Raw genomic sequence first — 23463 nt, 5'->3', positions numbered from 1 at the left:
GTCCGCGATTCTAACCAATTTTCTGGGAATTGAAAGTTTTTGTCTGTTAAACCAAGTAATTTTTTAGTATGATAGTCCATGAGAGATATCCTCCTTGATGATTGTTTTGTGGTGACTCAATTCTATCAATTTGGCTATCTCTCTTTCTATTTATTTGCTTACAAAAATAGTGTTGGGAGAAGATTCGAAAATCTTCCACCAACACTAAATATTATAGAACCTTTTTTTTGTACGGCGTTGGGATGTACTGATAGAAATAAGAATGTATTAAAATTTGGGATTTTACGATAAATTTTAAGTAAAGTGTAGTATACTACGTCTAAAGAAAGTCAGGTGTTAATTATGCCAAGCATCAAACCTGTTTCAGTTTTAAAAAATTATCAGGCAGTTCTTAGTGAAGTCACTGTAGGCAATCCCGTTTATCTTACAGAAAATGGACATAGTAAGTATGCAATCGTTGATCTGAACGAATACGAAGGAATTCAGGCGAGCATGAAACTCCTTAGCGAATTAGCCGAAGCTGAACAGGAAGTCGCTGATGGTGCTACTTTAGTTTCCCAGGAAGATATTACTATAGAATTTGGTTTAACTTAATGGTTTATAAAAACATTGTACCTACATCTATTGGATTGGACGTATGATATTGAACAAAGAGGTAGCGAACGTGCTCCTCTTTGTATTTACTATAGCTATCTGACACTTCCTAGCGAAATGGGAAATGCCAAGTAGCTTTTTTGTCTTGTTGCTTGTCGTATAGGTATAGAAATCGGATTTTATATAGAATTTATCTATAAAAATAATCGCTAAAAGAGTAAAATAAGAATAGCTCAATCGATGACCGTCTCAGGATATTTGATTACATAGTAGGTAGCTTTATGACAAAAATATTTATTTTTATTTAAGTGAAAGCATAGTTCTTTCATTCTCTTCTTAAGTTCGCTATAATTAAGGTCAATATTAGTCAAGGGAATGAAGCGAATGAGTAATCATAATACGTCAGATTTGATTGAAGCATATCTAAAGAGCATTCTTGAAAATAGTGAAATGATTGAGATTCGACGTGCCGAAATGGCGGATCTATTCAATTGTGTTCCTTCACAAATCAATTATGTGATTAATACCCGTTTCACCATTCAACGTGGCTATACAGTTGAAAGTAAGCGTGGCGGAGGTGGCTACATCCGAATTGTTAAAGTTCAGTTATCGGATAAACGTCAGCTTTTAGAACGAATTAATCAGCTCTTTGATCATGAATTAAGTGAGAAAAACGCGTTGGCTATTATCCAAAAAATGTATGAGGATGAGATTATTACGCGAAATGAAGGGAATTTAATGCTTAGTGCGATTTCTAAAAACGTGTTAGGTATATCAACAAAAGAAAATGTCTTGCGTGCTCAAATATTGAGAGCATTTTTAGAACGTTTGAGTTATGAAGAAAGGAAGTGAGCGCTTTGAACGAACTATTTACAGAACGTGCACGCGTAGTATTAACTATTGCACAAGAAGAAGCGAAATTTTTTAAACATCAATCAGTTGGATCAGAGCACTTATTAGTTGCTCTATTATTAGAAAACCAGGGAATAGCTGGAAAAACATTGCGTCAAATGGGCTTAAATGTCCAAGATGTGAGAGAAGAGATTGAGCATTTGATTGGCTATGGCACGATCAAATCTTACCCACAAGGGATATATTTACCTTATTCGCCGAGAGCTAAACAGATTTTTGCTTATGCGGCAGATGAAGCGAAACGCTTTGGTGTGCCAGCAATTGGCACTGAACATCTATTACTCGGTTTATTGCGTGATGACGAGATTTTGGCGTCGCGGATTGTCATGAATTTAGGGATGGATTTATCTAAAATGCGCCAATTATTAAAACGCAAGATGGGCGTGACTGAATCCAAGGGAAATCCTGGCAACCGTCGTAAAACTAATCAAAAGAACCAGGCAACGCAAGGGACACCAACCTTGGATTCGTTGGCTCGTGATTTAACAAAACTTGCACGAGATGGCAAACTGGACCCAGTGGTTGGCAGAAGTGCGGAAGTGAAACGCTTGATTCAAATATTGAGTCGTCGAACGAAGAATAATCCTGTCTTAGTGGGAGAACCAGGTGTTGGTAAAACAGCGATTGCTGAAGGTCTTGCGCAACGGATTATTGCTCAAGAAGTACCCGAAGAAATGCAGAAGAAACGATTGATGATGCTGGATATGGGCGCATTGGTAGCTGGCACGAAATATCGTGGTGAGTTTGAAGATCGCATGAAGAAAGTCATCGAAGAAATCTATCAAGATGGCGAAATCATTTTATTCATTGATGAATTGCATACCTTGATTGGTGCTGGTGGCGCGGAAGGTGCGATTGACGCGTCGAACATCTTGAAACCGGCCTTGGCTCGTGGTGAATTGCAAACAATCGGTGCGACAACATTGGATGAATATCAGAAATATATCGAAAAAGATTCTGCTTTGGAACGTCGTTTTGCCCGTATTCAAGTGGATGAACCGACACCAGATGAAGCAGAAGAAATTCTTATGGGTCTTAGAAGTCGCTACGAAGAACATCATCATGTTGAGATTACAGATGGCGCTTTACGTGCGGCAGTGCAATTATCTGTGCGTTATATTAATTCTCGCCAATTGCCAGATAAAGCGATTGATTTGATGGACGAGTCTGCGGCGAAAGTTCGTTTGGATAAAGCAGATGAACCGACTGAAACTATGAAATTGAGACAAGAAATGCTTGTTTTATCTTCAGAAAAAGAAGCAGCGATTCGCAAACAGGACTTTGAAACAGCTGCCCAAATTCGCAAAAAAGAAAAACGCCTTGAAAAAAAATTGGAAGCTTTAGTCTACGTTGAAGCGAAAAATGAAACGGGCTATGCTAATCAAGTGACTGAAGAAGATGTGGCGACCGTGGTTTCTCAGTGGACAGGTGTGCCGCTAAAACAATTAGAGAAGAAAGAAAGCAAGCGATTATTAGAACTTGAAGCGACACTCCATAATCGTGTAGTTGGTCAAGAAGAAGCCGTGCAAGCTGTTTCTAGAGCGATTCGCCGAGCAAGAAGTGGCCTGAAAGATCCACAACGGCCGATTGGCTCCTTCATGTTCTTAGGACCAACAGGTGTCGGTAAGACAGAACTTGCTAAAGCTTTGGCAGAAGCTATGTTTGGTAGCGAAGATTCCTTGGTTCGTGTCGATATGTCCGAGTTTATGGAGAAATATAGTACTAGTCGTTTGATTGGTTCGCCTCCCGGTTATGTTGGCTATGACGAAGGCGGTCAGTTGACTGAAAAAATTCGTCAAAAACCGTATTCTGTTATTTTGTTGGATGAAGTGGAAAAAGCCCATCCGGATGTCTTCAATATCTTGTTACAAGTCTTGGATGATGGTCATTTAACAGATGCCAAAGGGCGTAAAGTTGATTTTAGAAATACGATTTTGATTATGACGTCTAATATCGGAGCAACTGAGATTCGTGAAGAGAAGAATGTCGGCTTTAATGTTAAGGATCTGACAAAAGATCATAAGGCGATGCAAAAACGTATTTTAGAAGAGTTGAAGAAAGCTTTCCGACCAGAATTCTTAAACCGAATCGATGAAACGGTTGTCTTCCATTCGTTGAGTAAGGATGAGATTCATTCGATCGTTAAGATTATGAGTCAGGCTGTTGTGAAACGATTGGCCGAGCAAGATGTAAAAGTTAAGATTACTGGTGCTGCGATTGATGTTATTAGTAAAGTTGGCTTTGATCCAGAGTATGGCGCAAGACCGATTCGTCGTGCGCTGCAAAAAGAAGTTGAAGATCGTTTGAGTGAATCTTTGCTTTCTGGTCAAATTCATTTCGGAGATAGCGTGACAATTGGCGCAACAAAGGGTAAAATAACTGTGTCGGTAAAAAATAAAAAAGAAGTCGAAGATACGCTACAACCAGTCTAAGCAAAAGAGGGTTAGACAAACGAATTTGCCACACTCATTTTGCAGTAGGCAAACCAAAAATAAGTAAATACGGGCAGCGGTGCATGGGCTGTCCCACGAGGTTAGGATTTCTCTAGCTTTTTGGGGTCTATCCATTCATTCGCTGCTTTTTTGAATGGAAAAAAATAGCAAAGTGTTGAATGGCGGAGAATGATAGAGGATTTCTTTTGTAGCCGATAAAGGGAAATGACGAAAAATTAATAAGAGGAGAAAGTGTATGATTGAACTAGTGGCAACCGCGGAATCTGTCGCGCAGGCACAAGCAGTTTTAACTGCAGGGGTTGATACAGTATATATTGGTGAAGAGCGATTTGGCTTGCGTTTACCGTATTCATTTTCGCGCGAGGAACAAAAAGCGTTGGTGGACTTTGCTCATCAATTGGGGAAAAAGGTCAATGTTGCAGTGAATGGCATTATGCATCCGGAAAAAATGAAGGATATTCCTGAATATTTGGCGTTCTTGAAGGAGATTCAAGTGGATGAGATTACGGTTGGTGATCCGGGGGTCATCTACACGATGAAGAAAAATGAGGCACTGCAAATTCCTTATATTTATGATGCAGAAACGATGGTGACAAGCTCGCGTCAGATTAATTTTTGGGCGAAAAAAGGCGCGATTGGCGCGGTTCTTGCGAGAGAAGTGCCTTTTGAGGAAATGCAGGCAATGTCGGATAATTTGTTAGTCCCGGCTGAAGTTTTAGTCTATGGGGCAACCTGTATCCATCAATCGAAACGACCTTTATTGCAAAATTATTATAATTATACGGAATTACCAGAGTCAACTGGGAAAAGTCGTGGGCTCTTTTTATCTGAGCCGAAAAAAGAGGATACGCATTATTCAATCTATGAGGATAGTCATGGGACGCATATTTTTGCGAATAATGATGTGAATCTGATGGTGGAATTGGCGAAGCTTGAAGAGGAAAATTATACTCGTTGGAAGCTTGATGGCTTGTTCACAACGGGCGATGCATTTCTTTCGATTGTCGAATTATTTGTTGAAGCAAAAGAGCAGCTAGAAAAGGGTCAATGGACAGATGAAGTAGCGGAAACTTTGACGCAAAAGGTGCAAGTATTACATCCAGAAAATCGGGGATTAGATGAAGGATTCTTCCATTTGGACCCAGACAAAATTAAATAAGGGAGTACAATGATGGCAACAACACGTAAATTAAAGCGTCCGGAAGTCTTGGCTCCGGCGGGAACTTTAGAAAAATTAAAAACAGCGATTCATTATGGCGCAGATGCGGTATATATTGGCGGGAATGCCTATGGATTAAGAAGTCGAGCAGGGAATTTTAGCTATGAAGAGATGGCTGAAGGCGTAGCTTTTGCTAAGGAACATAACGCAAAAGTCTATGTCGCAGCGAATATGGTGACTCATGAAGGCAATCAAGAAGGGGCTGGCGAGTTTTTCAGAGAATTACGCGATGTCGGCATTTCTGCAGTGATTGTCTCTGATCCAACGTTGATTGAGATTTGTGCGACGGAAGCACCAGGCTTACCGATTCACTTATCGACACAGGCTTCTGCAACGAATTTTGAAACGTTGGAATTCTGGAAAGAGGAAGGCTTGGAACGCGTGGTCTTGGCGCGAGAAGTTTCAATGGAAGAGGTTGCTGAGATTCGTAAGCATACCGATGTTGAGATTGAAGCCTTTATTCATGGCGCGATGTGTATTTCTTATTCAGGCCGTTGTACCTTATCGAACCATATGTCGATGCGCGATGCGAACCGTGGCGGTTGTTCACAGTCTTGCCGCTGGAAATATGATTTATTTGATATGCCGTTTGCTGGCGAAAGAGATAGCTTGGTAGCGAAAGGCAAAGTGCCGGAAGAGTTTTCTATGAGTGCTGTGGATATGTCGATGATTGAACATATTCCAGAATTAATCGAAAATGGTGTGGACAGTTTTAAAATTGAAGGTCGGATGAAATCTATCCACTATGTATCAACAGTTTCCAATGTCTATAAAGCAGCTGTGGATAGTTATATGGAAGATCCTGAAAATTACGTCTGCAAACAAGAATGGGTGGATGAGCTGTGGAAAGTCGCGCAACGTGAGCTGGCGACTGGTTTTTATTACCGCACACCGACAGAAGAGGAGCAATTATTTGGCCCTCGTCGTAAAATACCTGTGTATAAGTTTGTTGGCGAAGTGATGGCTTATGATGAAGAAACGAAAGTAGCAACTATTCGTCAAAGAAATCATTTTTCTGTGGGGGATGAAATTGAATTTTACGGACCTGGCTTCACTCATTTCTCTCAATCGGTGAAGGTTATGTATAACGAAGACGGTGAATCAATCGATCGGGCACCTAATCCAATGATGATTTTGACAATGCCTGTGGAACAACCAGTGAGTCCTGGTGATATGATTCGTAAGAAAAAAGAAGATTAAACAAGCAGAACAAGCGAGAAAATCCTAGGGAAGTCTAGAGAAATTTCCCTGTTAATGTTCTCTATCGATGTCTGTCTCTGTGGATAACCATAGGGCAGGCATTTATTGCGGGTAACTATAAGAAAATAATGAGAATTTGACGGATAAACTTGTGGATAACTGCTGGAATGACGAGTGCTTGTGGAAATCTTTTTAAGGGACTCATTTTGAATGATAAATGAAGCTGATAAAGTGATTGAAAGAGAGAAGGCTGTTACAATTGAAAAAGGGCAATAAATGATTGTTATGCCGGACCATTAGAAGGAGGGAATTGGAATGAAAAAATACGATTACCTAGTGATTGGCGGCGGGAGTGGCGGTATTGCTTCTGCGAATCGTGCGGGAATGCATGGAGCAAAGGTCTTATTAATAGAAGGTAATGAATTAGGTGGCACCTGTGTGAATGTCGGTTGTGTGCCGAAAAAAGTTATGTGGCAAGCAAGTAGTATGCTGGAAATGATCCACAGAGATGCGGCGAGTTACGGGATTGATGCGTCTGTGGAAAACTTTAATTTTACAGAGCTTGTGGAAAAGCGAGAAGCCTACATCGAATTTTTACATGGTGCCTACCAACGTGGACTAGATAGTAACAAGGTTGAAGTGGTGAAAGGCTATGCCACATTTAAAGATGCTCAGACGGTGGAAGTCAATGGCGAGTTATACACAGCGCCTAAAATTTTACTGGCGACCGGTGGACAACCTTCGACAATGCATATTCCTGGTGGCGAATTAGCGTTAGATTCCAATGATTTTTTTGCTTTAACTGAGCAGCCGAAAAAAGTCGTGATGTTAGGGGCTGGCTACATTGCCGCTGAGATTAGCGGTGTGATGCATGGTTTAGGGACAGAAGTGCATTGGGCTTACCGAAAAGAGCGGCCACTACGAACATTTGATAAGATGTTGACGGATAATTTGGTGGAAATGTATCAGGAAGCTGGCATGCATTTGTATGCCAATTCGACTGCTAAAGAATTGGTCAAAGAAGCGGATGGTCAGGTGACAGTTCACTTTGAAAATGGTCAATCGATTACAGCGGATAAAGTCTTTTTTGCTGGTGGACGTGTGCCGAATACTAGCAAATTAGGCTTGGAAAATACAGGCGTGAAATTATCAGACAAGGACTTTGTTGAAGTCGATAAATTCCAAAATACGAACGTCGAAGGTATCTATGCGATTGGCGATGTGATTGGAAAAATTGATTTAACACCGGTAGCGATTGCGGCTGGGCGTCGTTTGTCAGAACGACTATTTAATGGTAAAACAGACGAACATTTGGACTATAATTTGGTACCAACAGTGGTCTTTACCCATCCACCGATTGCGACGATTGGCTTAACTGAAGATCAGGCGATTGAGCAATATGGAACGGATCAGATTAAGGTTTATCGTTCACGCTTTACACCGATGTACTTTGCCTTAAGTGAGTATCGTCAAAAATGTGAGATGAAACTTATCTGTCTCGGCGAAGAAGAAAAAATCATTGGACTTCATGGAATTGGTCAAGGGGTTGATGAAATGTTACAAGGGTTTGCGGTCGCAATCAAGATGGGCGCAACCAAAAAAGATTTCGACAATACGGTAGCCATCCATCCAACGGGTGCTGAAGAATTTGTTACAATGCGCTAAGCGCTAGATAAATGAATAAACACTCCGCAGAAAAAGAAGGAATTCTTTTTCTGCGGAGTGTTTTTGTGTTGTTTTAGAGAGAGATAAACGGTGTTCCAGAAGTAGTTTCTTCTTATCTACTGGTGCTGTTCACTGAAGCTGACCACTTCTGGAACAACCTCGGATCACAGTTCATTTAGTCTCATCTTGTAATAATCCATTCGTTTCTGATCAATCTCTAAAGCTACTTTTTCTTCATCTGAAAGGTCTCTCAAAAATTGAATAAAAGAAGTGGTTAAAGTGGTCATATCTAAATAGGATAGACGGTACTTTTGATCTTGAATGAGTAAATAAGCTTTATGGATTTTTCCTTTGAGCAGGTAGTCTTCTAACAGATCATTTCCTGAGTGAAGATTACGATGTTCATCTTCTATTTGCCCAAGGTTAATTTGGCTTCTATTCAAATTTAAAGTGGTGGCAATCGCGCCGCCAGCTGCTTCACCAATCAATTTGAATTGTCGCATCAAGTAATCTGCTAAGGTCCGGGTAAGGAATGAAAATGTTCCATTTTCTATTATGGCCCTACGCATACCATTCCTCTAGGTGTTCCTGTACAAGTGGAACTGGCATCCTCTAGGGACAACGTCGTCAGTCCTTTCTCACCGAGTAATTGCATATTTTAGTATAGCTTTTTCCGGTAAGACTTGTCATCAGACCTCAGACTGAGCGCTTATCGATTGCTTAAGTCGACGTAGTCTCTTTCGACGCAGACACTTTCATAGGCAGGACGAATAATCTTGTTAACATTAATCAGCTCTTCCATGCGATGGGCGCTCCAGCCGACGATTCTTGCGACAGCGAACATCGGTGTGTATAATTCTTCTGGCAAATCTAGCATGCTGTAGACAAAGCCGCTATAAAAATCGACATTGGCACTGACGCCTTTATAGATTTTTCGTTCTTCGGCGATGACTTCGGGCGCGATTTGTTCGACTAATGAGTAGAGTTTGAATTCTTCTTCGCGGCCTTTATCTTTGGCTAAATCTTCGACAAAGCCCTTGAATATATCGGCTCTAGGATCGGAGATTGAATAGACAGCGTGACCCATGCCGTAAATCAAGCCTTTTTTATCGAAGGCTTCTTTTCTGAGAAGCTTCACGAGATAGTCTCTAATCTGCGCTTCGTCAGTCATATCAGTCAGTGTTTCTTTGAGGTTTTTCATCATTTCAGTGACTTTAATATTCGCCCCACCATGTTTTGGTCCTTTGAGTGAGCCTAATGCGGCTGCAATCGCCGAGTAGGTATCTGTACCTGAAGAGGTGACGACGTGTGTTGTAAAGGTTGAGTTATTTCCGCCGCCGTGTTCCATATGTAAAACAAGCGCCATATCTAAGACTTTTGCTTCCATTGGGGTATAAGATTTTGTCGAGCGAAGCATGTGTAAGATATTTTCTGCGGTAGAAAGATCAGCCTGTGGATAATGGATGTACATACTATTATCGTTGCCATAATGATTATAGGCGTGGTAGGCGTATACGACGAGCATCGGAAAGACGCTAATCAACATCAAGGATTGATTGAGGACATTCGGTAACGAGACATCATCGGCGTTTGTATCATAGGATGCTAGTGTCAAAACGCAGCGAGCCAGCGTGTTCATAATGTCTTTTGAGGGAGCCTTCATGATGATATCGCGGACAAAGTTTGTCGGTAAAGTTTGTTTTTTTGTCAGAATTTTTTTGAAATCAGCTAGTTCAGCAGCTGAGGGAAGTTGACCGAAAAGAAGCAAATAGCTGACCTCCTCATAGCCGAGTCGCTCATCTTGTAAAAAGCCTTGAACTAATTGTTTAATATCAATGCCACGATATTGCAAGACGCCTTCGCAGGGAACGAGCTGACCATTTTCTAATCGTTGAGAATGGATCATGGATATATTTGTTAAGCCAGCCATTACGCCTTTTCCGTTAACATCACGGAGCCCTTGCTTGACTTCATAAGTGGTATAAAGAGAGCTATCTATCTTATCTTCTTGTAAACAGTAGTTGGCCAAATGGATAATTTCGGGAGTCGTGTGAAAAATATCTGTCATATTAGAAAACCTCCATTTAATTTTAATGTAAATTACATAATATTCTCATTTTATAGGTTAAAAATGATTTTGTCCAGCGCTTTTGATTTATTTTTAGGAGGGTTGTGACTTGATATAACAGGGTTTAAAAAGAAAACTTGTTATTAAATGGAACTGAATTTGGACTGAAGTAGGTCTAACTAATTGTGTGCCAGAGTATTTAGACTTTTCATAAGGGCAAAAAAAAGCACCTAACAATTAGCCGCTTTTAGCGATAGTTGTCAGGTGCTGTTTGATAATGCTTAAGGTTGATTAATTAGTGCGCGTTAAAATATTTTTAGTAATGGTAGCTAAGATTACTTTTGTTTGCTGTTCATTCTCAGGCAATGAATCAATCGCTGTTAAGGCTTTTTTAGTGTAGATCTCAGCTAATTCTTGGGCTTTTTCGACGCCGTGTAGCTGATGGACAAGCGCAAAGACTTGCTGCGTATCGTCTTCTGTCATCGCTTCTCTTTTTTCGAGGTAAGGTAACAGTGACTGCTTATCTTCTTGCAATGCATAAAGTAGAGGCAGCGAATAGATTCCTTGGCGAACGTCTTCTAACACGGGTTTACCGATTTCTTGGCTGTCTTGCGTATAGTCGAGAATATCATCGATAATCTGAAAAGCAATTCCGATATTTAGTCCGATGTCGCCACATTTTTTAGCAAACCGTTGATTCATACCACTTTCGTAAGCACCAATCGAGCAGCTTAGGGCAAAAAGTTCAGCGGTTTTACCAGAAATATTCTCAATATACTGTGTTACGGTCCCATCAAATTGATAGCGACTTTCCATCTGGCCTAACTCACCACTGAGAATTTTTTCCATGCTCCGTGAATTGAGTTGTAGGCTTTTTAAGGAACCTGAATAGTCGGCTAACAGTTTGAAACAACACACGAGCAAATAATCGCCGGCATAGACCGCGACGTCATTGCCAAATGTCGAACGAACGGTGGGAAGTCCACGGCGTAAGTCAGCATCGTCCACGACATCATCGTGTAAGAGTGTTGCGGTATGCAGCATCTCGATAGAGGCAGCAAGGGCCATAGCTTTTTGCCGATCTTGTTGCGGACCAAATTGTGAGAAGAGTAGCTGATAGGCAGGGCGTAACATTTTCCCACCTGAATGAATCATTTCAAGTACGGCTTTTTCAACCGCTTTGTTTTTTAAATTTATCGACTTTTCCATCAAATTCAAGGTTGTTGCTAACTCTTTTGAAATGGATGGATAAGGTTTCCATAGAGGATGAAGTTTCATAGCGGACTCCTTGTGTACAACAATTATTTTTTCGAATCAAGCTGGCTCCATTTGTGTCGACTATTTTTTTCATAGTCTAACTGGAATCTTCGTAGTGTTTGAACATGTGTCAGTAAGTAGTTGGCAGCAATCCCAATGGCGATGCCAGAGAGTAAGCCTATAACTGATAAAATGGGTAGGTAGAGCATGACGGCCCATGATTGGGCAATCCAAGAGGCAGTGACTAGTTGTCCGACGTTATGCATAAAGCCACCTGTTGCGCTGATACCAATAATACTGACGCGTTTAGGGCCGAGCTGTTTGACGAGTAGCATCCCAAAATAACTGAGTAAGGCACCACTCATACTATATAAGAAGGTAGATAAGGTTCCACCTAACAGGGTCGTTAAAATCAGGCGCATCCAAACTAATAAGAAGCTATCCTTTTTCGGCATAGTAAAAATTGCGATAATCGTAATTAAGTTTGCTAGGCCTAGCTTGGCACCAGGGGCAAAAGCAAAGGGATAGGGAATCATATTCTCAATTAAGCCGATAACGACTCCTTGTGCAACGAGCAGCGAGATAAAAATATTTCTTTGTAATCGGCTCATAATATACAGCAGTCTTAATAAATTAGACTACCCTCATCACTCCCATCTGAACTTTGGACTTCAAGGACTAGCTTATGAGGCAGGCAGACGCGCGTTTCACCATTTTTTTTGGCCCATCCTTGACGTACACAAATTTGGTCGCCGCAATCTGCTTCTTTAATCCGAATCATGCCGTCACTGACTTCGATAACATTGTAATCGCCATGTTCATCTTCATAAGTGTAGGTGTAAGATTCTTGGCCTTCAATCAAATCAAAGGTTTTAATTTCTTCACCGTCGACACGAAGCACCGCTTGCTTAGTGACAGAGGGTTCTGTGTCTGACTCTTGTTGGAGAGCAAAAACCACTAAGGGGGCAAACGAAACGAGAATGAGTCCAGTAATAATGACGATATCCCAAGGTTTTAGGCGGCTTTTTTTGATAAATTCACGCCAATTCATTCGCGTTGCTCCTTTCCGTACGATCAATTTTAAAGACTGTCCTAATTTTATCATAAGAAGAAAAGAAAGTCCTAGGGTTCACCTAGAACTTTCCTTGATTGAAAGGTTATTTTTGTCCGTAAAGAGATTTGGTCGTCCCGTACCACCATTTACCTAGAGTACGTTGAATCCATGGGATTACCCAACGGTCTAAACCAACCGCGCGTCCAGAACCGTTCATTAGAGCAAAGGCCACAAAGATGAACCAAATGTTTACCCAATAGAACATACCAGACATACAGAAAGTGATGACCAAGACAATTGTTGTTGCACTTGATAACCAAGTGAACAAACCAGCAATTAAAGCTAAAGCTAAAGCAATTTCAAAGAAAACCATGAATTTTTGGAAGAACATAGCAACATCATTATTTGGCATAATGAATTGCATAACTTTGGTGAACCAATCTGGTGATTTTTCAATCACGACCATTGGTTGTTCGCCATAAGCATAGCTTAAACCGAAGTGGGCTGTTTGAGCAACAGCTTCACCAGCTCCAGAAGTAGCAGCATCAGCGGCACCAGACGCAGCACTAGCAGCATCAGTCGCAGTCGAAGCTGCTTCAGAAGCACCAGATGCAGCATCAGCTACATTATATTCCCAAGTCCAAGGGAAGACGCTGTCGCCTTTGAACCAAGAGCCATCACCAAACCATGTACTTGGCTTGAATAATTCACCTTCACCAATAATTTTCTTACCAGATTCAACGAGCCAAACAAGTCCGTAGAAGACGCGTAATGGCACACTCCATAGAACATTTCCGTAACGAGAAGAATGGCCTCGGGCAACATTCCGGTCGTCTTTAATATGGAAGAATTCATGCATGATATATTGGAACATATAGTAACCAGAACGAATATCAAAGAAATATTTCAAGTTAACAATGTGTTTCATCACGATAGCTAAGAAACCACTTAAATGAATTTTATCAAATAAGTTCGCTACGCCCCATTTAGAGCCGATAGAAACCATGAAACCTTGATAGTTACTCTTAAATTTGTGTTTGTCTCCTCCTTTAATAGAAGAAACAATATTCGCTGCAGCTGTATGAGCTGTTTGCTCAGCGGCTTGAACGATTTGTGGTGTTGGTGTATTAGGTGTTTCTTCGTAATACACTAAGTCACCGATAACATAAATGTTTTTGTCTTCATACCCTTTAGCTTGCATGTATTCATTAGCAACTAAACGTTGACCACGAGCTGCTTCTAATCCGAAGTCAGCTGCATCAGAAGTTGCTTTAACTCCGGCAGTCCAAATCAATGTATGAGTTGGAACAGTTGAACCATCTTTTAATTTGATGTGATCAGGAGCCACTTCAACGATTGGTGAATTTACTAATAAAGTAACATTCTTTTGTTTCAAGTAACGTTCTGCTTTAGCAGCGTCGTTACGAGTCAACATGTTTAGAATTGTTGGCACAGCTTCAACGACCATTAAAGTGAATTCGCTAGGATCTAATTTGTTGTCTTTTGCTAAACGATCTTTCCAATCGATTAGTTCACCGATCATTTCGATACCAGTAAATCCTGAACCACAGACAACGAAAGTCAACATCGCTTTGCGAACTTCTGCATCAGGTTCAATCGCTGCCTTAGCAACTGTTTCTTCGATGTGCTCGCGAATTTTCAGTGCATCTTCGAATGACCATAATGTGAAGCCATTCTCTTTGACGCCAGGTGTACCGAAGTCGTTCGGTTCGCCACCCATACCTAAAATTACGTGATCAAATGGATACTGACCATTCTTCGTGTTCACGACTTTGTTCTCTTTATCTATGCCAATCACAGTGTCCGTAACAAGATTCACGTTTTTCTGACGTGAGAATAAGTGCTGTAAATCATACTGGATAGCAGTCGGCTCAACACGTCCACCTGCAATCTCATGTAATTCAGTCATCATAGTGTGATAAGAGTGACGATCAATTAAGGTAATTTGAACATCACTGTTTTTTTTCAGTTTCTTTGCCAAGAATTTCGTAGCTGAAACGCCGGCATACCCTGCACCTACAACGACAATATTTTGCTTTGTCATTGAAAATCCGCTCCTTAATAATAAAATAGATAATTAATACACAATCTATTACATTATATAGAGGTTAAGGGGATTTGTCTAATCGTTACGCTCGTTTTTTAACGAAAAATAGGCAATTATTAATTCTTACTCAGAAAACCGCAAAATTTGTGAAATTTTTATCATAAATGATTGACTTCTTAAATAGAATGACTAAAATGTATAGTGTATCACAAACCATTTTTGTGAAAAACAAAGGAAAAGGTGGAAAAAAGTAATGAAATCAAGAAAATTTGTGACAGGCTTCGCTATGTTGGCATTATCTGTATTAGTTTTAGGCGCATGTAGCTCAGATGACAAGAAGAGTGATTCATCTAGCGAATCAACTGCTGCATCTTCTGCAGTAAGTTCAGATAGCTCTGCTACAGCAGAATCTTCAGAAGCAAAAGTTGTTGCTGGTGGACCTCTACAAGATGGTACCTATAAATTAGAAGAAAAAAATTATTCAAATGATTACCGTGCTGTATTTAGCATCACTGTAAAAGATGGTAAAATCACGAAATCTGAATATGATAACATCAACAAAGACGGCAAATCTAAACAAGAAGATGCTGACTACAATGACATGATGAAATCAAAAGCTGGTACGAACCCAGAAGAATTTATTCCTAAATTCAACGAAGCGTTAGAAGCGGCACAAAGCCCAGCAAACATTGAAGTTGTAACTGGTGCGACTCATTCATTTGAATCATTCCAAAACTATGCACAACAATTAATTCAAGCAGCTCAAGCTGGCAACACTGAAACAATCGAAATCGACAATGGTGCGGAATTGAAAGATGGTACGTATACATTAGAAGAAAAGAACTACTCAAACGATTACCGTGCTAAATTTGTGATGACTGTTGAAGGCGGAAAAGTAACTAAATCTGAATACGACAACATCAACAAAGACGGCAAATCAAAACAAGAAGATGCTGACTACAACAAAATGATGGATGAAAAAGCTGGCAACAGCCCAGAAAAATTCATTCCAGAATTAAACGACAACTTTGTTAAAGCAATGAATGGTGAAGAACCTTCTCCAGCGAACATTGAAGTTGTAACTGGTGCGACTCACAGCTCACATTCATTCATTATCTACGCTGAACAATTAGTAAATGCTGCTGAAAAAGGCGACACTACTGCAATTGAAGTAGATAACATTGTAACTGAATAATCAATTATCTGATTGATGAAATTTTAAAAATCTGTGGCAAAACTTCGGTTTGTCGCAGATTTTTTTTGCCATTATTGAGCCTATCAAGCTTCGATAATTCTGAGGCTGTTTGCCTGATTTTTAGGTCAATAGTTTATGGTTCCGATGAAGGGATAGTTGGTTTTGCTCATTATTTTAGTAAGAAAACTTTGTGAAGTCTTGTTGGGTCTAAGGAGCTTTAGAAAAAAAGACTAAAAATTAGAAAAGAGCTAAGTTTGTGAAAAAACAATTATGATGGCAAGTGAAGTGCTTTTCAAGGAGCTAAAAACGCGCTATTATATAGAAGTTGTATGGATTTACTTTTGAAAAGAGGGAAATTATGAAGAAAAAACAAGCAATTTATTTGTTATTCGCTGCTGTAGCTGTGTTTTTGTTGGCCGCATGTAGTCAAGATAAAAAAGCAGAGGCACCGAAAATTAATAGCGATCCTTATTCAGAGGAGCAGTTCTTATTAGGGACTTATGTCCGCATTCGTGTCTACGATGATGGCAAGGAAAGTGCACTAGAGCCAGCGTTCAAGCGAGTTAAAGAGTTGGGCGATAAAATTACCATCAACCAAAAAGGCTCAGAGATTGATGAAATTAATGCCCAGGCTGGAATTAAGCCGGTCAAAGTGACGGATGATATGTATGGTTTATTAAAGCAAGCCTATGACTACAGTGAAGAATCAAATGCTGGTTTTAACATGACAATTGGGGCGATTACGCAATTGTGGCGGATTGGCTTTGATGATGCTAGAAAGCCTGAGCAGTCTGAAATCGATGAAGGTTTGAAACATATTGACTACCATAAAGTGAAGTTTGATGATAAAAATCAGACTGTTTATCTGGAAGAAAAAGGCATGATTATCGATTTGGGTGCGATTGCTAAAGGATATATCACGGATGAAGTAGTTAAAGTTTTGAAGAAACAAGGTGTGACGACGGCAATTATTGATTTAGGTGGGAATGTTTACGTCTTAGGTCATAGTCCTCGGGGCACAGATGAACCGTGGAATGTTGGGATTCAAGATCCGAATTCTGCTAGAGGTTCAGTTTTGGGGAGTATCAAAGAAACCAATAAGACATTGGTAACTTCAGGGATTTATGAACGTTATTTAGAAGTGGATGGCAAGAAATACCATCATATTTTTGATTCAAAAACGGGCTATCCGTATGAAAATGACGTGGCAAGTGTGACAGTTATTACCGATAAATCAATTGATGGCGATGGTTTAACGACGGTTATTTTCGATAAAGGGGTCAAAGCGGGTCTGGATTATATCGAAAAAGAAACCGATAAAGGCACCAATGCTATTTTTGTGACTAAAGAAGGCAAAGTTTATGTGACGGATGCCATTAAAGATGAGTTTAAATTAGATGAGGATTCAGATTATACCATGGGCGACCGTAGTGAATTGAAATAAAGGGTCAGAAAAGTGGGGGAGAAAATGTCAGTCAAGGTGTTTTTAGAGGTTGTTGAAATACGAACAAAGGTGGCCAGTGTCTTTCCATTTATTATCGGATTGCTTTTTTCAATGACTTATTTTAAGCAAGTTCATTGGGGGTATACGGTTCTATTTTTTATTGGCATGCTTATTTTTGATTTAGCAACGACGGCGATTAATAATTATATGGATTATCAAAAAGCCCACTCGGATGTCTATAAATACGAAGAAAATGTGATTGGCCGTGAAAAAATTTCGCCAACATTGGTTCGTAATATGATTTTAGGCATGATATTCTTCGTGTTATGTCTGGGGTTATTGCTGACTTATTTTACTGGTTGGCTGTTACTGATAATGGGAGGCGTGTGCTGTTTCATTGGGATTTTCTACACGTTTGGTCCGGTACCGTTATCGAGAATGCCACTGGGGGAAATTTTTAGTGGCGTGACGATGGGGTTAGGCATCTTTGCTATGACGGTCTACTTGAATACGGCAAATAAACAAATCTTTTATCTGGATGTTGATTTTGGATCAGGTTTGTTTGCTTTAGAGGGTAGCATTTGGGCAGTTTTGGCTGTTTTCGTCGCTTCTTTACCGTTAATTTTTACGATTGCCAATATCATGCTAGCTAATAATCTACGTGACTTGGATCGCGATATTGAAAATCGTCGATACACCTTAGTCTATTATATCGGGCGGCCGCAAGGAATCGTCTTATTTCAAGGCTTGATGTATGGCTGTTATTTGATTATGTTAATCGGGCTATTAGTTGGCTTGTATGAATGGCCAATACTGATTACTTTCTTGACTTTACCGAAAATCCATAAGAATCTGACTGAGTACAAGGAAGTCTTACCTCAACCTAGTAGCTTTGGTTATGCAATTAAGAATATGGTTCTGTTTAATGGCAGCTATGTATTGGGACTAGTCTTCACGTTTATCTGGCAGAAGCTAGCTTAAATTATCTGAGATAGTTCGTAAGACAAGTACAGCGGATGAGTAGAAAAATTTAGAATAGAATAAGAGAGAAACGGTACCCAATTAGTTGATAATAGGGTACCGTTTTTCTGGTTTATAATCCTTCGATAATCATGATTTGATCGCTTGCCATCTAGGGAAATCACTTTTGCGTAAATAAATTTTGAAAAGGAGTTTATTTAATCTCTTTCAGACTGATTTCACCAGAGGAGAGCACGAATGGCTCTGATCCGACTTGGACGACCAGCTCACCTAGCTCAGTTATTGAGGTGGCGATGCCAGTGTGGGTCTGATTTTTTTGAACGAAGGTGACCGTTTTTCCTAAGACAAAGGATTTCTCGCGATAGATTGCTAAGTAATCGCTGGTGTCTAAATGATCCAAGTGATAGAAGAAACGTTGCCAAATTTTGGTGATTAATTCATTTCGAGTGAGTGTTGCTTGACCGTTAGGGAAGAGGGAAGAAGCTTTCTCTTGTAGCTCAGCCGGAAAATTTTCTTGTGGTAGCGAAAAATTCAAGCCAATCCCAATAATAATATGAGCGATGTTACCACTTTCCATATCGCTAATTGCCTCGGAAAGAATGCCACAAATTTTCTTGCCATTGAGATAGATATCGTTGACCCATTTGATTTCGGTTGTGACGCCGACTAAAGAGTCGATGGCTTCGGAGACGGCGACAGCTGCTAGGACCGTGTATTGTGGGAGCTCTTCAAAAGAACGATTTGGACTTAATAAGAGACTCATATAGATACCGCGGCCTTTTTCTGCATAAAAGGGCCGACCGAAACGGCCTTTTGGCTGTTCTTGCATATCGGCGACAAAGAGTTTGGGTCCGATTTGACCGTCGATAGCGGCATGTTTGGCGACTTTCATCGTTGAATCGGAAGTTGGAGAAACTTCGACTGCCATTTCCGGTAGTTGTTGGGTGATGTCTTCTTTTGAGAGAACATCAGAAGGCAGATAACGATAACCAATCGCTTGATGTTCAAATTGATAGCCACTTTTTTCCAGCTCTTTGATAGCTTTCCAAATAGCAGTCCGAGAGACGCCTAATTCTTGGGCAATTTTTTCGCCACTTAAAGCGGCCGATGTATTTTTTAATAGAGCTAAGACACGCATTTTCGTAGACATTGGTTGCTCCTCATTTCAGTTATTATCTTTAGTGTAGCAAAATTAACCGGATTAATCAGCAAAGAATACATCTTTAGGCGGATTATTTTCTGCTGAAATTTAGTATAATAAAAGTATAAACAAAGCAGAACTAGCTGAAAGAGGAGCGATGAAAAATGGATAAAAAACAATATGTCTGTGAAAAGTGTGGCTGTATGCATTATGTGTCTGATCAGTTTCAGGCAACAGGTGGGAATTTCGCCAAAATCTTTGATGTTCAAAACAAGAAATTTATCACAGTGAGCTGTAAACAATGTGGCTTTACTGAATTGTATCAAAGCCAAACAAGTGATGGTTGGAATGTTTTAGACTTCTTGATGGGTGGTTAATTTTTAAGGAGACTAGCCAAGCTTCACTCGGTCTGATATCTGTTATTAGTAAGCTTCTACAAATTGATAGGTTACCCCTATACTGGACAATGCGATATAAAAAGTCTGGTATGGGGGTATTTATTTATGCTTTTTTAATAGGGTCAGTTCTCCTAATTTAAGTAAATTAGTGGAAGGGTATGCGTAGGAAGGGACGATAGAGAAAATGGGAGATGTCCATTCTAGTTGCTGGAATATATAACACATTTGAAGTGAGGTTTGAATTAAAAAATCTAGATTATCTACTGAAAGAAAAGTAAAAACATTGTCTCATAAATTTTCTTATAATTTTTGAGGAAAACGTGCCTTTTGTATTTTTTGAGAAATAATAAATTGAAAGTCCCAAATTAGACCCGAAAAATTTAAGTATACCAAATTTTTGGAATAACCTTCCTATTACGCGTCAAAATTCTTCAAAAGCTAAATTGGCAAAATATTAAGTATACTTAATATTTTCCATTTCTCCGATTTAAGAATCAGTTATTACATAAGTTAAGAAACGTTTTGTAAAGTAAGACTATCGAAAGAGAAAATAACAAGGATTGAACTTATTCTAGCGTTAAATAATGGGACAAAAAAAAGCCAACGTAAAAATAAACGAATTTGTTTATTTTACGTTGGCTTCTATTTTTTAGACTAATAATAGTTGATCATCTTTTAATTCTGCGCCACTGTTTTTATGGAAGAGTTCCATTAACTGAGGTACGGTTAATTCATTTTTTTCGGCGCCGGCGATGTCGACGACAATTTGTCCTTGATGGAGCATGATCAGGCGATTGCCGTAACGAATCGCATCTTCCATGTCGTGGGTCACCATGAAGGCAGTTAGTTTTTGCTCAGTAATTAATTTTTCTGTCAGAGACATCACAGTTAAGGAAGTCTTCGGATCGAGCGCCGCAGTGTGTTCATCTAAGAGAATTAGTTCAGGTCGTTGCAACGTTGCCATCAGTAAGGTGATAGCTTGTCGTTGGCCGCCTGATAGTAAGCCGATTTCTGCCTGCAAGCGATTTTCTAATCCGAGGTTTAAATGAGCTAGTTGTTCTTTAAAGAAGGCACGGTCTTTCTTTTGCACACCGCTACGAAAGCCGCGTTTTTGGCCGCGTAACATAGCTAACGCTAAATTTTCCTCAACGGTTAAACGCACGGCAGTCCCCATTCGTGGATCCTGGAAGACTCGGCTAATATCTTTTGAACGCTTGGTCACTGATTTCTTCGTGATATCGTTCCCATGTAGGCAAATCTTGCCTGTGGTTGTTGGGATGGTGCCAGCGATACTGTTTAACAAAGTCGATTTACCGGCGCCATTTCCACCGATAATAGTCACAAATTCACCGGCTTCAATCGTCAAATCAATGCCTTTTAAGACGTGATTTTCATTAACGGTATTGGCTTCAAAAATTTGATGTAAGTTTTCAATCGTTAAAACGGCAGTCATTTTCCAGTCCCTCCTTTAGTCATTGGACGCTTTGTTGATAGCTTGCTACGAATTTGCGGTAAAGATAGACAAACGACCAGTACCAGTGCGGAAGCTAGTTTTGAGTAATCGGATGGAATGTTTAGCTCGAAGACCAAAGCAAGAATAAAACGATAAATAATGGCACCTAAAACAATAGTCGCTAAACGAATCGGTAACGGTTTGTTGCGGAACAGCACTTCGGCGATGATAATCGAAGCCAGGCCAATCACGATTGTACCAATCCCCGAGTTGACATCAGCATAACCATTATTTTGCGCCAGCAGGGCACCGGCCAAAGAAATACAGCCATTTGAAATCATATAACCAATCATTTTCATATTATCGGTATTGATTCCGTTGGCTTCACTCATTTCTAAATTATCCCCAGTGGAACGAATGGCCAGACCCAACTCCGTTCTGAAGAAGAGCACTAGGAGAATAATCACGACTAGAACCACCAACGCACCGGCGATGATGACCGTGTTGGTTTTCGTTAAACCTAGAGGAGTTAACCAAGAGAAAAAGGTGTCTTGACCAATCAAAGTTAGGTTGGGTGCATTCATGACGCGGCTGGTAATCGAATATAAACCAGTCATCGTGATAATTCCAGCCAATAGCGCAGGAATTTTTAATTTGGTATGAAGAATTCCGGAAACAAGCCCAGCTACTACGCCACCTAAAAATCCTAGCAGACTGGCTAAAATAGGGGATAAACCTTGCGTGATACTGATTGCGGCAATCCCCGCACCCAGCGGAAAACTACCCTCCGTCGTCAAATCGGCAATGTCTAGAATACGGTACGTGAGAAATACACCGATGGCTAATAACGACCACAACAGTCCTTGGGAGGTCGATGAGATGAAAATTGTTAATAAATTACTCATAAAAGTGTCTCTTCCTTTCAAATAGAAAATAGTGGGGTCAAAGAGTGGGTCGCTGAACCCCACTACTCTTGGTGCACTCTGCTATATACAGAGAAAAATTATTCAGGCGCTTTGATGCTATCAGGATCAATTCCTAGAGCTTCAGCCATTTCTTTGTTGACGATTAATTTGTATTCATTCGCAGACTCAACAGGTAATGAAGCAGGCTCAGCTTTGCCATCTAAAATTTTAGCAGCCATTGCGCCAGTTTGTTTGCCTAGTAAATGGTAGTCAATTCCGAAGGTTGCTAGACCGCCGTCATCAATTTGTTCAACAGATCCGGCAACGACAGGCGTTTTAGTTTCTTTTGCGACTTCGCCAATCACAGGTGCAGCACTGGCGAAGGTGTTGTCAGTGGGTACGTAGATACCGTCAACGTCTTTGGCTAAACTGATTGTTACCTGTTGTACGTCATTTGTTGAATTAGCAGTCAAGACTTTCACGGCTACGCCAGCTTTTTTCAAAGCTTTTTCAGCTAAATCAGCTTGGATTTTCGAATTTGTTTCACCGTTGTTGTACATAATTCCGATGGTTTTCGCCTCAGGAACGATGCTTAATAGTAACTGGATTTGTTTGTCGATAGGCACCATATCGGTTGTTCCCGTCACATTTCCACCAGGTTCTTCGTTTGATTTAACTAATTTTGCATCGGCTAAATCAGTCACCGCTGTTACGGCAATCGGAATTTCTGTCGTTTCATTTAATAAAGATTGAGCGGCCGGTGTCGCAATCGCCAACAGTAAATTTGGTTTTTCTTTGACTAATTTTTCACTCATACTCTTCAAGTTATCTTGATTATTTTGCGCGTTTTGGTAATTAATCGTTAAATTATCGCCCTCTTTGTAGCCATTTTCAGCTAAGCCTTCTTTAAATCCTTCATAAGAAGCATCCAACGAACCGTGTTTGACTAACTGTAAAACACCAATCGTTTTACTGCCATCGGTTTCAGCTGCTTGCTCTTTTCCTGAGCCACATGCTCCTAATACTAATAATGAAATAATTCCTAATCCTGCTAATACTTTCTTTTTCATCCCAAATTCCTCCTAATTTTCTGAAAATAAAAAATCCATTCAGACAATATGCCTAAATGGATTGAAAAGGTCGAAAACAATCGTTCTCTGCTCACCACTTAGTATTGTCTACGTGGCTTTTTTTGCAGATGCAAATTCTCTAGCCATTATAGATACAAACTTACGTTGTCTGTTTGTATCCACAATGATGAATACAAACTTATCTAAAATAGCTAAAGTAAAGATTATTCAGTTGTGTAGTATCTAAATGAGTCATAAGAACCCCTCCAACAATTGAATTGTTCTTAGTATAAATGAAAATTAAATGAGTTGTCAATGAAAAGTTTGTGAATTTTCAGAATATTCGTTGTTTTTTGTTAAATAAAATAACCATCGTCCTTTGACAA

General features: G+C 40.0%; 20 protein-coding genes. 10 read left to right on the top strand and 10 right to left on the bottom strand.

Annotation, left to right across the window (positions count from 1 at the left end):
* Positions 1 to 342: 342 nt before the first annotated feature.
* The 6 genes from BAU15_RS06285 to gor all read left to right on the top strand — a co-directional run bounded on the left by BAU15_RS06285 (position 343) and on the right by gor (position 8043).
* Positions 343 to 594 (top strand): prevent-host-death protein, encoded by a 252-nt coding sequence (locus tag BAU15_RS06285; RefSeq protein WP_161841882.1) that lies wholly within the window; start codon positions 343 to 345, stop codon positions 592 to 594.
* A 384-nt stretch (positions 595 to 978) separates the two neighbouring features.
* Positions 979 to 1446, top strand: a complete 468-nt coding sequence (locus BAU15_RS06280; protein ID WP_161841881.1) for a CtsR family transcriptional regulator — start codon at positions 979 to 981, stop codon at positions 1444 to 1446.
* A 5-nt stretch (positions 1447 to 1451) separates the two neighbouring features.
* Entirely contained in the window at positions 1452 to 3938 is a 2487-nt protein-coding gene (locus tag BAU15_RS06275) for an ATP-dependent Clp protease ATP-binding subunit (RefSeq protein ID WP_161841880.1), read from the top strand.
* A gap of 256 nt (positions 3939 to 4194) precedes the next feature.
* Positions 4195 to 5118: a peptidase U32 family protein gene (locus BAU15_RS06270; RefSeq protein WP_161841879.1), complete on the top strand. Its 924-nt coding sequence runs from the start codon at positions 4195 to 4197 to the stop codon at positions 5116 to 5118.
* 12 nt (positions 5119 to 5130) lie between these two features.
* Positions 5131 to 6378 (top strand): peptidase U32 family protein, encoded by a 1248-nt coding sequence (locus BAU15_RS06265; protein ID WP_161841878.1) that lies wholly within the window; start codon positions 5131 to 5133, stop codon positions 6376 to 6378.
* 315 nt (positions 6379 to 6693) lie between these two features.
* Positions 6694 to 8043, top strand: coding sequence for a glutathione-disulfide reductase (gor, locus tag BAU15_RS06260; protein ID WP_161841877.1), 1350 nt, complete (start codon positions 6694 to 6696; stop codon positions 8041 to 8043).
* 164 nt (positions 8044 to 8207) lie between these two features.
* Here the strand turns inward: gor and BAU15_RS06255 are convergent, their stop codons facing one another.
* The 6 genes from BAU15_RS06255 to BAU15_RS06230 all read right to left on the bottom strand — a co-directional run bounded on the left by BAU15_RS06255 (position 8208) and on the right by BAU15_RS06230 (position 14487).
* A complete protein-coding gene (locus BAU15_RS06255; protein WP_161841876.1) occupies positions 8208 to 8612 on the bottom strand; it encodes a hypothetical protein in 405 nt (134 codons plus the stop codon).
* A gap of 140 nt (positions 8613 to 8752) precedes the next feature.
* On the bottom strand, positions 8753 to 10111 hold the full coding sequence (locus tag BAU15_RS06250) for a citrate/2-methylcitrate synthase (protein ID WP_161841875.1): 1359 nt from the start codon (positions 10109 to 10111) through the stop codon (positions 8753 to 8755).
* Positions 10112 to 10402: 291 nt separating this feature from the next.
* The gene (locus BAU15_RS06245) at positions 10403 to 11389 is read right to left on the bottom strand and encodes a polyprenyl synthetase family protein (protein ID WP_161841874.1); all 987 of its coding nucleotides are present in this window, start codon (positions 11387 to 11389) and stop codon (positions 10403 to 10405) included.
* A 23-nt stretch (positions 11390 to 11412) separates the two neighbouring features.
* The gene (locus BAU15_RS06240) at positions 11413 to 11979 is read right to left on the bottom strand and encodes a Gx transporter family protein (RefSeq protein WP_161841873.1); all 567 of its coding nucleotides are present in this window, start codon (positions 11977 to 11979) and stop codon (positions 11413 to 11415) included.
* A gap of 14 nt (positions 11980 to 11993) precedes the next feature.
* Positions 11994 to 12419, bottom strand: a complete 426-nt coding sequence (locus BAU15_RS06235; protein ID WP_161841872.1) for a NusG domain II-containing protein — start codon at positions 12417 to 12419, stop codon at positions 11994 to 11996.
* A 106-nt stretch (positions 12420 to 12525) separates the two neighbouring features.
* Positions 12526 to 14487 carry an NAD(P)/FAD-dependent oxidoreductase gene (locus tag BAU15_RS06230; RefSeq protein WP_161841871.1) on the bottom strand — a complete coding sequence of 654 codons (1962 nt, stop codon included), beginning with the start codon at positions 14485 to 14487 and terminating at the stop codon, positions 12526 to 12528.
* A gap of 256 nt (positions 14488 to 14743) precedes the next feature.
* On the opposite strand from BAU15_RS06230, the gene pplA reads away from it, so the two are divergent.
* The 3 genes from pplA to menA all read left to right on the top strand — a co-directional run bounded on the left by pplA (position 14744) and on the right by menA (position 18110).
* A complete protein-coding gene (gene pplA, locus BAU15_RS06225) occupies positions 14744 to 15685 on the top strand; it encodes an extracellular electron transfer flavoprotein PplA (protein ID WP_161841870.1) in 942 nt (313 codons plus the stop codon).
* Positions 15686 to 16043: 358 nt separating this feature from the next.
* Entirely contained in the window at positions 16044 to 17129 is a 1086-nt protein-coding gene (locus tag BAU15_RS06220; RefSeq protein WP_161841869.1) for an FAD:protein FMN transferase, read from the top strand.
* Between the two features lie 24 nt (positions 17130 to 17153).
* Positions 17154 to 18110, top strand: a complete 957-nt coding sequence (menA, locus tag BAU15_RS06215; protein WP_161841868.1) for a 1,4-dihydroxy-2-naphthoate polyprenyltransferase — start codon at positions 17154 to 17156, stop codon at positions 18108 to 18110.
* A gap of 193 nt (positions 18111 to 18303) precedes the next feature.
* Here the strand turns inward: menA and BAU15_RS06210 are convergent, their stop codons facing one another.
* Positions 18304 to 19260: a biotin--[acetyl-CoA-carboxylase] ligase gene (locus tag BAU15_RS06210; protein WP_161841867.1), complete on the bottom strand. Its 957-nt coding sequence runs from the start codon at positions 19258 to 19260 to the stop codon at positions 18304 to 18306.
* A 155-nt stretch (positions 19261 to 19415) separates the two neighbouring features.
* Between BAU15_RS06210 and BAU15_RS06205 the strand changes: the two genes are divergently transcribed.
* A complete protein-coding gene (locus BAU15_RS06205; RefSeq protein WP_161841866.1) occupies positions 19416 to 19628 on the top strand; it encodes a zinc ribbon domain-containing protein in 213 nt (70 codons plus the stop codon).
* A gap of 670 nt (positions 19629 to 20298) precedes the next feature.
* Here the strand turns inward: BAU15_RS06205 and BAU15_RS06200 are convergent.
* From BAU15_RS06200 to BAU15_RS06190, 3 genes are all read right to left on the bottom strand, one after another.
* Positions 20299 to 21102 (bottom strand): ABC transporter ATP-binding protein, encoded by an 804-nt coding sequence (locus BAU15_RS06200; protein WP_161841865.1) that lies wholly within the window; start codon positions 21100 to 21102, stop codon positions 20299 to 20301.
* Positions 21099 to 22007 (bottom strand): ABC transporter permease, encoded by a 909-nt coding sequence (locus BAU15_RS06195; RefSeq protein WP_161841864.1) that lies wholly within the window; start codon positions 22005 to 22007, stop codon positions 21099 to 21101. Before BAU15_RS06195 ends, BAU15_RS06200 begins: the two co-directional genes overlap by 4 nt.
* A 98-nt stretch (positions 22008 to 22105) precedes the next feature.
* On the bottom strand, positions 22106 to 23077 hold the full coding sequence (locus BAU15_RS06190) for an ABC transporter substrate-binding protein (protein WP_161841863.1): 972 nt from the start codon (positions 23075 to 23077) through the stop codon (positions 22106 to 22108).
* Between the last annotated feature and the right edge of the window lie 386 nt (positions 23078 to 23463).

It is taken from the genome of Candidatus Enterococcus huntleyi (assembly GCF_009933175.1).
GTDB classification, from domain to species: Bacteria; Bacillota; Bacilli; order Lactobacillales; family Enterococcaceae; genus Enterococcus_K; species Enterococcus_K huntleyi.
Note: the sequence above shows the minus strand (reverse complement) of the source record. Positions and strands in the feature narration are given on the sequence as shown.

What these genes read in the sequence shown, in the direction of transcription:
- BAU15_RS06285 (WP_161841882.1), top strand. Translation starts at nt 343, where the DNA reads ATGCCAAGCATCAAACCTGTTTCAGTTTTAAAAAATTATCAGGCAGTT.
- BAU15_RS06280 (WP_161841881.1), top strand. Translation starts at nt 979, where the DNA reads ATGAGTAATCATAATACGTCAGATTTGATTGAAGCATATCTAAAGAGC.
- BAU15_RS06270 (WP_161841879.1), top strand. Translation starts at nt 4,195, where the DNA reads ATGATTGAACTAGTGGCAACCGCGGAATCTGTCGCGCAGGCACAAGCA.
- BAU15_RS06265 (WP_161841878.1), top strand. Translation starts at nt 5,131, where the DNA reads ATGGCAACAACACGTAAATTAAAGCGTCCGGAAGTCTTGGCTCCGGCG.
- gor (WP_161841877.1), top strand. Translation starts at nt 6,694, where the DNA reads ATGAAAAAATACGATTACCTAGTGATTGGCGGCGGGAGTGGCGGTATT.
- BAU15_RS06255 (WP_161841876.1), bottom strand. Translation starts at nt 8,612, where the DNA reads ATGCGTAGGGCCATAATAGAAAATGGAACATTTTCATTCCTTACCCGG.
- BAU15_RS06250 (WP_161841875.1), bottom strand. Translation starts at nt 10,111, where the DNA reads ATGACAGATATTTTTCACACGACTCCCGAAATTATCCATTTGGCCAAC.
- BAU15_RS06245 (WP_161841874.1), bottom strand. Translation starts at nt 11,389, where the DNA reads ATGAAACTTCATCCTCTATGGAAACCTTATCCATCCATTTCAAAAGAG.
- BAU15_RS06240 (WP_161841873.1), bottom strand. Translation starts at nt 11,979, where the DNA reads ATGAGCCGATTACAAAGAAATATTTTTATCTCGCTGCTCGTTGCACAA.
- BAU15_RS06235 (WP_161841872.1), bottom strand. Translation starts at nt 12,419, where the DNA reads ATGAATTGGCGTGAATTTATCAAAAAAAGCCGCCTAAAACCTTGGGAT.
- BAU15_RS06230 (WP_161841871.1), bottom strand. Translation starts at nt 14,487, where the DNA reads ATGACAAAGCAAAATATTGTCGTTGTAGGTGCAGGGTATGCCGGCGTT.
- pplA (WP_161841870.1), top strand. Translation starts at nt 14,744, where the DNA reads ATGAAATCAAGAAAATTTGTGACAGGCTTCGCTATGTTGGCATTATCT.
- BAU15_RS06220 (WP_161841869.1), top strand. Translation starts at nt 16,044, where the DNA reads ATGAAGAAAAAACAAGCAATTTATTTGTTATTCGCTGCTGTAGCTGTG.
- menA (WP_161841868.1), top strand. Translation starts at nt 17,154, where the DNA reads ATGTCAGTCAAGGTGTTTTTAGAGGTTGTTGAAATACGAACAAAGGTG.
- BAU15_RS06210 (WP_161841867.1), bottom strand. Translation starts at nt 19,260, where the DNA reads ATGTCTACGAAAATGCGTGTCTTAGCTCTATTAAAAAATACATCGGCC.
- BAU15_RS06205 (WP_161841866.1), top strand. Translation starts at nt 19,416, where the DNA reads ATGGATAAAAAACAATATGTCTGTGAAAAGTGTGGCTGTATGCATTAT.
- BAU15_RS06200 (WP_161841865.1), bottom strand. Translation starts at nt 21,102, where the DNA reads ATGACTGCCGTTTTAACGATTGAAAACTTACATCAAATTTTTGAAGCC.
- BAU15_RS06195 (WP_161841864.1), bottom strand. Translation starts at nt 22,007, where the DNA reads ATGAGTAATTTATTAACAATTTTCATCTCATCGACCTCCCAAGGACTG.
- BAU15_RS06190 (WP_161841863.1), bottom strand. Translation starts at nt 23,077, where the DNA reads ATGAAAAAGAAAGTATTAGCAGGATTAGGAATTATTTCATTATTAGTA.